The organism is Allobosea sp. TAB14, from assembly GCF_052113865.1.
Taxonomy (GTDB): domain Bacteria; phylum Pseudomonadota; class Alphaproteobacteria; order Rhizobiales; family Beijerinckiaceae; genus Allobosea; species Allobosea spartocytisi.
Map to the genome: position 1 here is coordinate 63,497 of NZ_JBFRDQ010000043.1, position 7,694 is coordinate 71,190.

General features: G+C 67.5%; 8 protein-coding genes. 5 read left to right on the forward strand and 3 right to left on the reverse strand.

Translation table 11 applies throughout. The annotated features are described in order from the left end of the window. The first annotated feature begins 169 nt into the window (after positions 1–169). The 5 genes from AB4Y99_RS08925 (at position 170) to AB4Y99_RS08945 (ending at position 5,340) form a co-directional block, all read left to right on the forward strand. Positions 170–739, forward strand: a complete 570-nt coding sequence (locus AB4Y99_RS08925) for a F0F1 ATP synthase subunit delta (protein ID WP_441523064.1) — start codon at positions 170–172, stop codon at positions 737–739. Next, entirely contained in the window at positions 739–2,271 is a 1,533-nt protein-coding gene (gene atpA / locus AB4Y99_RS08930) for a F0F1 ATP synthase subunit alpha (RefSeq protein ID WP_038363155.1), read from the forward strand. The genes AB4Y99_RS08925 and atpA overlap by 1 nt, the downstream gene beginning before the upstream one ends. Positions 2,272–2,375: 104 nt before the next feature. Further along, a complete protein-coding gene (locus AB4Y99_RS08935) occupies positions 2,376–3,245 on the forward strand; it encodes a F0F1 ATP synthase subunit gamma (protein ID WP_441523065.1) in 870 nt (289 codons plus the stop codon). Between the two features lie 75 nt (positions 3,246–3,320). Beyond that, on the forward strand, positions 3,321–4,811 hold the full coding sequence (atpD, locus tag AB4Y99_RS08940) for a F0F1 ATP synthase subunit beta (protein WP_038363157.1): 1,491 nt from the start codon (positions 3,321–3,323) through the stop codon (positions 4,809–4,811). A 115-nt stretch (positions 4,812–4,926) separates the two neighbouring features. Further along, positions 4,927–5,340: a F0F1 ATP synthase subunit epsilon gene (locus AB4Y99_RS08945; RefSeq protein ID WP_112764375.1), complete on the forward strand. Its 414-nt coding sequence runs from the start codon at positions 4,927–4,929 to the stop codon at positions 5,338–5,340. Positions 5,341–5,388: 48 nt separating this feature from the next. Here the strand turns inward: AB4Y99_RS08945 and AB4Y99_RS08950 are convergent, their stop codons facing one another. From AB4Y99_RS08950 to AB4Y99_RS08960, 3 genes are all read right to left on the reverse strand, one after another. Continuing rightward, complete coding sequence (locus AB4Y99_RS08950; protein WP_441523066.1) at positions 5,389–5,769, reverse strand: VOC family protein; 381 nt, start codon at positions 5,767–5,769, stop codon at positions 5,389–5,391. After that, positions 5,766–6,293 carry an RNA pyrophosphohydrolase gene (locus tag AB4Y99_RS08955; protein ID WP_441523067.1) on the reverse strand — a complete coding sequence of 176 codons (528 nt, stop codon included), beginning with the start codon at positions 6,291–6,293 and terminating at the stop codon, positions 5,766–5,768. Before AB4Y99_RS08955 ends, AB4Y99_RS08950 begins: the two co-directional genes overlap by 4 nt. Positions 6,294–6,402: 109 nt before the next feature. Further along, positions 6,403–7,694: L-glutamate gamma-semialdehyde dehydrogenase (locus tag AB4Y99_RS08960; RefSeq protein WP_441523068.1), on the reverse strand; the 1,292-nt coding region annotated here is incomplete at its 5' end.

Here is a 7,694-nt window from a genome sequence, read left to right on the forward strand (position 1 = left end):
CGAACTAGCGATTGCGTGCCCCGGAACCACATGCTAGTGCACCGCCACATTTTGGTCGCGAAGCCGTGTCGCTGGCTTTGCGCCTGTGATACTCGCAGCGTCGGGACGATGCACTCCACCTTCCCCGGAAGGTCGCCGGTGCAAGCCCTTGAAACGAGAGACGGGAAGCGTGGCAGAAGGCGGATCGCAGGGGACACTGGTGTCGGGCGTAGCGCAGCGCTATGCCACCGCTTTGTTCGAGCTGGCTGAGGAGACGGGCGCGATCGACACCGTCGCCGCCGCTCTGGACGCCTTCAACGGCCTGCTCTCCGAGAGCGCCGATCTCACCCGCCTGATCGAGAGCCCGGCCTTCACCGCCGAGGAGCAGGTCGCAGCGATCAAGGCCGTGCTCGAGAACGCCGGCATCACCGGCATCGCCGCCAATTTCATCGGGCTGGTCGCCAGCAAGCGCCGCCTCTTCGCGCTGCCGGGCATGATCGCCGGCTACAAGCGCCTGGTCGCCGAGGCCAAGGGCATCGTCTCCGCCGAGGTGACGGTCGCCGAGCAGCCCACGGCCAAGCGCGTCGACGAGATCCGCGCGGCGCTGAAGGGCGTCGCCGGCAAGGATGTCGACGTCTCGATCAAGGTCGATCCGGCGCTGATCGGCGGGCTCGTCGTCAAGATGGGCTCCCGCATGGTCGACGCCTCGCTGAAAACCAAGCTCAATTCAATTCGTCTTGCCATGAAAGAGGTCGGCTGATGGACATCCGCCCCGCTGAAATCTCCGCCATCCTGAAGGCTCAGATCTCGAATTTCGGCTCGGAAGCTTCGGTGACCGAAGTCGGCCAGGTTCTCTCCGTCGGTGACGGCATCGCCCGCGTCTACGGCCTCGACAAGGTTCAGGCCGGCGAGATGGTCGAGTTCGAGTCCGGCGTGCGCGGCATGGCGCTCAACCTCGAGAGCGACAATGTCGGCGTCGTGATCTTCGGTTCCGACCGCGAGATCAAGGAAGGCCAGACCGTCAAGCGCACCGGCGCCATCGTCGACGTTCCCGTCGGCAAGGAGCTGCTCGGCCGCGTCGTCGACGCGCTCGGCAACCCGATCGACGGCAAGGGCCCGATCAAGGCCAAGGAGCGTCGCCGTGTCGACGTCAAGGCGCCCGGCATCATCCCGCGCAAGTCGGTGCATGAGCCGATGGCGACCGGCCTCAAGGCGGTCGATGCCCTGATCCCGATCGGCCGCGGCCAGCGCGAGCTCATCATCGGCGACCGCCAGACCGGCAAGACCGCGATCGCGCTCGACACGATCCTGAACCAGCGTCCGCTGAACGTCGAAGGCGCCCCCGAGAGCCAGAAGCTCTACTGCGTCTACGTCGCCGTCGGCCAGAAGCGCTCGACCGTCGCCCAGCTCGTGAAGGTGCTCGAGGAGCGTGGCGCGATGGAGTACTCCATCGTCGTGGCCGCCACCGCCTCGGACCCGGCCCCGATGCAGTTCCTGGCGCCCTTCGCCGGCTGCTCGATGGGCGAGTTCTTCCGCGACAACGGCATGCATGCCGTCATCATCTATGACGACCTCTCCAAGCAGGCCGTCGCCTACCGCCAGATGTCGCTGCTGCTGCGTCGCCCGCCGGGCCGCGAAGCCTATCCGGGCGACGTGTTCTATCTCCACTCCCGCCTGCTCGAGCGCGCGGCGAAGATGGGCGAGGCCGCCGGCCTCGGCTCGCTGACGGCGCTGCCGGTCATCGAGACCCAGGCGAACGACGTCTCCGCCTACATCCCGACCAACGTGATCTCGATCACCGACGGCCAGATCTTCCTGGAGACGGACCTGTTCTACCAGGGCATCCGCCCGGCCGTGAACGTCGGCCTCTCGGTGTCGCGCGTCGGCTCCTCGGCGCAGACCAAGGCCACCAAGAAGGTCGCCGGCAAGATCAAGGGCGAGCTCGCCCAGTATCGCGAGATGGCCGCCTTCGCCCAGTTCGGCTCGGATCTCGACGCGGTGACGCAGCGCCTGCTCAACCGCGGCGCCCGCCTGACCGAGCTGCTGAAGCAGCCGCAGTTCTCGCCGCTGAAGATGGAAGAGCAGGTCGTCGTGATCTATGCCGGCGTGAACGGCTATCTCGACGCGATGCCGGTCAACAAGGTCCGCTCCTTCGAGGACGGGCTGCTGGCGCTGGTCCGCGGCAAGCATGCCGACCTCCTCGCCGAGATCGGCACGAGCAAGGATCTGTCGGACGCCAACGCCGCCAAGCTCAAGGACATCGTCGCGGGCTTCGCGAAGTCCTTCGCCTGATCATCACCTTCGGTGCGGCGGAGCCAGGAGCTTCGCCGCACCGCTTCTCTGAAATGCTTCGTTGCCGCGCTTTCCGTGGCTGACGGGTAGGGGATCAAGATCGGATGCCGTCCCTCAAGGACCTACGCAACCGCATCGCCTCGGTGAAGGCGACGCAGAAAATCACCAAGGCCATGCAGATGGTCGCGGCTGCGAAGCTGCGCCGGGCGCAGATGGCTGCCGAGGCCGCGCGCCCCTATGCCGAGCGCATGGAGACGGTGCTGTCGAACCTCGCTTCCGGCGTGTCCGGTTCGAGCGCGCCGCGCCTGATCGCCGGCACGGGCTCGGACAAGGTGCATCTGCTGCTGGTGCTGACCGCCGAGCGCGGCCTGTGCGGCGCCTTCAACTCCTCGATCGCGCGACTGGCGCGTGACAAGGCGAATGCGCTCAAGGCCGAAGGCAAGACGGTCAAGATCATCTGCGTCGGCAAGAAGGGCTACGACATCCTGCGGCGCCAGTTCGCCGACGAGATCATCGAGTTCATCGACCTGCGCGAGTTCAAGCAGGTCGGCTACGTCAATGCCGAGGCGATCGCCCAGAACCTGCTCGCCCGCTTCGCCGCCGGCGAGTTCGACGTCGCGACGCTGTTCTTCTCGAAGTTCAAGTCGGTGATCGCGCAGATCCCGRCAGCGCAGCGCATCATCCCGGCCGAGATTCCGGAAGGGACGAAGCAGACCGACGCCGTCTACGACTACGAGCCGGACGAAGGCGAGATTCTCGAGGCGCTGCTGCCGCGCAATCTGACCGTTCAGATCCTGCGCGGGCTGCTCGAGAACGCCGCCTCCGAGCAGGGCGCGCGCATGTCCGCGATGGATTCCGCCACGCGCAACGCCGGCGAGATGATCAAGAARCAGACGCAGCTCTACAACCGCTCGCGCCAGGCGATGATCACGAAGGAACTGATCGAGATCATCTCCGGCGCGGAAGCGCTCTAACCGCCCAGCCTTCCGCCGGCGGCGCTTTCCGCCGGCAGCCGAAACATCCGAATGCGCTAGTCCCGAGGTTCCACCATGGCCAAAGCCGCTACCAAGACCACCAAGACGAAGTCCGCTGACGACAAGCCCGCCAACACCGGCACCGGCCGCGTTGCCCAGGTCATCGGYGCCGTCGTCGACGTGCAGTTCGACGGCGCCCTGCCGGAGATCCTGAACGCGCTCGAGACCGACAACCTCGGCAACCGCCTCGTCCTCGAGGTCGCCCAGCATCTCGGCGAGAACACGGTTCGCACCATCGCGATGGACTCGACCGAAGGTCTGGTTCGCGGCCAGTCGGTCACCGACACCGGCGCCCCGATCGCCGTGCCGGTCGGCGAGGAGTGCCTCGGCCGCATCATGAACGTCATCGGCGAGCCGGTCGACGAAGCCGGCCCGATCCTGACCACTGCCACCCGCGGCATCCATCAGCCGGCTCCGGCCTATTCGGAGCAGTCGACCGAGGCGCAGATCCTCGTCACCGGCATCAAGGTCGTCGACCTRCTGGCTCCCTACGCCAAGGGCGGCAAGATCGGCCTGTTCGGCGGCGCCGGCGTCGGCAAGACCGTGCTGATCATGGAGCTGATCAACAACGTCGCGAAGGCCCATGGCGGCTACTCGGTGTTCGCCGGCGTCGGCGAGCGCACCCGTGAAGGCAACGACCTCTATCACGAGATGATCGAGTCCAACGTCAACAAGGACCCGAAGGAGAACGGTGGCTCGACCGCTGGCTCCAAATGCGCCCTCGTTTACGGCCAGATGAACGAGCCCCCGGGCGCCCGCATGCGCGTCGCTCTCGCCGGCCTGACCGTCGCCGAGGACTTCCGCGACAAGGGCCAGGACGTGCTCTTCTTCGTCGACAACATCTTCCGCTTCACGCAGGCGGGTTCGGAAGTGTCGGCGCTGCTCGGCCGCATCCCTTCGGCGGTGGGCTATCAGCCGACGCTCGCCACCGACATGGGCAACCTGCAGGAGCGCATCACCACCACGACCAAGGGCTCGATCACCTCGGTGCAGGCGATCTACGTGCCGGCGGACGACCTGACCGACCCGGCGCCGGCCACCTCCTTCGCCCACCTCGATGCCACGACCGTGCTCTCGCGCTCGATCGCGGAAAAGGGCATCTATCCGGCGGTCGACCCGCTCGACTCGACCTCGCGCATGCTCTCGGCCGACATCGTCGGTGAGGAGCACTACGGCGTCGCCCGCCAGGTCCAGCAGGTGCTCCAGCGCTACAAGGCGCTGCAGGACATCATCGCGATCCTGGGCATGGACGAGCTCTCGGAAGACGACAAGATGACCGTGGCGCGCGCCCGCAAGATCGAGCGCTTCCTGTCGCAGCCCTTCCACGTCGCGGAAGTCTTCACCGGCTCGCCGGGCAAGCTCGTCTCGCTCGAGGACACGATCAAGGGCTTCAAGGGCCTGGTCGAGGGCAAGTACGATCACCTGCCGGAGGCGGCTTTCTACATGGTCGGCTCGATCGAGGAAGCCGTCGAGAAGGCGCAGCGCCTGGCCGCCGAGGCGGCGTAAGGCATTCCGCACGCGTCATCCCCGGGCTTGCCCCGGGGATCTCATGACCAGAACACGCTGGTTTCCGAGATGACCGGGTCAAGCCCGGTCATGACGAACCGGGGAGAATGAAACGATGGCCACCTTCAAGTTCGAACTCGTCTCGCCGGAGCGCATCCTGTTCTCGGGCGATGTCGTCAGCGTCATCGTTCCTTCGGTCGAGGGCGAAATGACCGTGCTGGCCGGCCATGCGCCGCTGGTTGCCGTGATCAAGGCCGGCATCGTCTTCGTCCAGACGACGGAGAGCAACGGCAAGGAGTTCTTCGTCAATGGCGGCCTCGTCGAGGTCAACCAGGCCTCGACGACGATCCTGGCCGAGCAGGGCCGCTTCATCGAGGACGTCGACACCGCCGTTCTCGACGCCGAGATCCTGACTGCCGAGACCCGCCTCTCCGGCTCGCACAACGACGACGAGAAGAAGCGCCTGCACGACACGCTGGTGCAGCTGCGCGAGTTCAAGCACGTCTTCGAGCAGCGCAAGGCGGCCTGAGCCCAGCTCCCATATCCGGAACAGAAAAGGCCGCGCGAGCGGCCTTTTTCATGCGTAGCTGATGAATTCGAGCAGCGAACCGTCCGGGTCGCGGAAATAGACGCTGGTGCCGCGGCCGCCACGGCCGAAGCGCTGGACAGGCCCGAGCTCGATCGCGACCTCCTGCCGTTCGAGATGGGCGATCGCTTCCGCGATCGGTCCCGGCCAGGCGAAGCAGAGATCGCTGCCGCCGGGCGGGACGGGCAGCCTCGCGACGGGCGTGGGCTTCAGCCCGGGGCCGTGGCAATTGAGCTGGGCGCGGCCGATGCGATAGGCGAAGCCGTCGCCGTTCGGCACGATCTCGGCGCCGATCACGTCGCGATAGAAGGCATTCGAGCGCTCCCAGTCGGAGACATGGATGACGCAGTGGTCGAGTTCGACGAGGCTCATCTCGCTTCTCCCCGGGAAACCATGGGCACGGCGAAGGCGGCGAAAGCGGCGGCCACACGTTCATAGACCGCTCGCTTGAACGGCACGACGAGCTCCGGCATTTCCGCGAGCGGGCGCCAGCGCCAGGCGCCGAACTCCGGCGGCTCGTCGCCGTTGGGCTTGCCGATGTCGATCTCGCGCTCGTCGCCCGTGAAGCGGAAGGCGACCCAGCGCTGGCGCTGGCCGCGAAAGGCCGCCAGCTTGTGCGGCGGCCCGTCATAGGGCGGGAAGTCGTAGCTCCACCACTCCTCCGTCGCTGCCAAGAGTTCCGCGCCGGCGATGCCGGTTTCCTCCGCCAGCTCGCGCCGGGCGGCCGCGACGATCTCCTCGTCGGGATCGATGCCGCCCTGCGGCATCTGCCAGTCCCGGCCGGGCAGGACGATCTCGGGGCCGGCGCTGTGGGCCTTCCCGGTGAAGACCAGCCCTTCGGCGTTGAACAGGGCGATGCCGACATTGGGGCGGTAGGGGAGGGCTGCGTCCGTCATTCGCCTTGGCTCGTCATGGTCGGGCTTGACCCGGCCATCTCGGAAACCAGTGTTCTCGGCATGAGATGCCCGGGTCAAGCCCGAGCATGACGGCGCGGTAGGCGCCTACTCACTCCCCCATCGCGATCAGGCTGGCATTCCCGCCGGCGGCGGCCGTGTTGATCGTCACGGTCTGCTCGGTGGCGAAGCGCATCAGATAGTGCGGGCCGCCGGCCTTGGGGCCGGTGCCGGACAGGCCATGGCCGCCGAAGGGCTGCACGCCGACGACCGCGCCGATGATGTTGCGGTTGACGTAGATATTGCCGGCAGAGAGCCGCTCGACGACGCGCTCGACCGTCGTCTCGATGCGCGAGTGGACGCCCAGCGTCAGGCCGTAGCCGGTCGCGTCGATCTCGGCGATGACCTTGTCGAGCTCGCCCGCCTTCCAGCGCACGACATGCAGGATCGGGCCGAAATGCTCGGCGGTGAGGTCGCCGACCCGGTCGAGCCTGACGATATGCGGCGCGACATAGGTGCCGCCGAGCTCGGGCACCTGCCCGGCCCAGGCGACGCGACCCTGCTGGCGCATCGCGGCGAGATGGGCATCGAGGCGCTGCCTGGCGGCGGCGTCGATGACCGGGCCGATATGGATGTCGAGCTTGCGGGGATCGCCGAGCTTCAGCTCCTTCGTCGCGCCTTCGATCATCTCGATCATCTTGTCGGCGACGTCGTCCTGCACCACGAGCAGGCGCAGCGCCGAGCAGCGCTGCCCGGCCGAGCGGAAGGCCGACATCACGACATCGTCGCTGACCTGCTCGGGCAGGGCGGTGGCATCGACGATCATGGCGTTGAGGCCGCCGGTCTCGGCGATCAGCGGCACGATGGGGCCGTCCTTGGCGGCGAGCGCCCGGTTGATGCCGCGCGCGGTCGCGGTCGAGCCGGTGAAGGCGACGCCGGCCACGTCCTTGTGCGCGACCAGGGCCGCGCCGGCCTCGGTCCCGCCCGGCACGAGATGCAGCGCGCTGACGGGCACGCCGGCCTCGTGCAGCATCCTGATCGCCACGGCCGCGATCAAGGGCGTCTGCGGGGCGGGCTTGGCGACGACGCTGTTGCCGGCGACGAGCGCGGCCACGACCTGGCCGGCGAAGATCGCGAGCGGGAAGTTCCAGGGCGCGATGCAGACGAAGGCGCCGCGCCCGCGCAGGACGAGCCGRTTCTCCTCGCCGGTCGGGCCGGGAAGCGCGGTCGGCGTGGCGAAATGCTCCTCGGCCTGCGCCGCATAGTAGCGGCAGAAATCGACGGCCTCGCGCACCTCGGAAATGGCGTCGTCGATGGTTTTGCCGGCTTCGCCTTGCAGCAATGCGATCAGGAGCCCGCGGCGGGCCTCCATGATGTCGGCGGCCTTGCGCAGCGCCGCGGCGC

Excerpts from the sequence above, each read along its gene's own strand:
- atpA (WP_038363155.1), top strand. The coding sequence starts at position 739 with ATGGACATCCGCCCCGCTGAAATCTCCGCCATCCTGAAGGCTCAGATC.
- AB4Y99_RS08945 (WP_112764375.1), top strand. The coding sequence starts at position 4,927 with ATGGCCACCTTCAAGTTCGAACTCGTCTCGCCGGAGCGCATCCTGTTC.
- AB4Y99_RS08950 (WP_441523066.1), bottom strand. The coding sequence starts at position 5,769 with ATGAGCCTCGTCGAACTCGACCACTGCGTCATCCATGTCTCCGACTGG.
- AB4Y99_RS08955 (WP_441523067.1), bottom strand. The coding sequence starts at position 6,293 with ATGACGGACGCAGCCCTCCCCTACCGCCCCAATGTCGGCATCGCCCTG.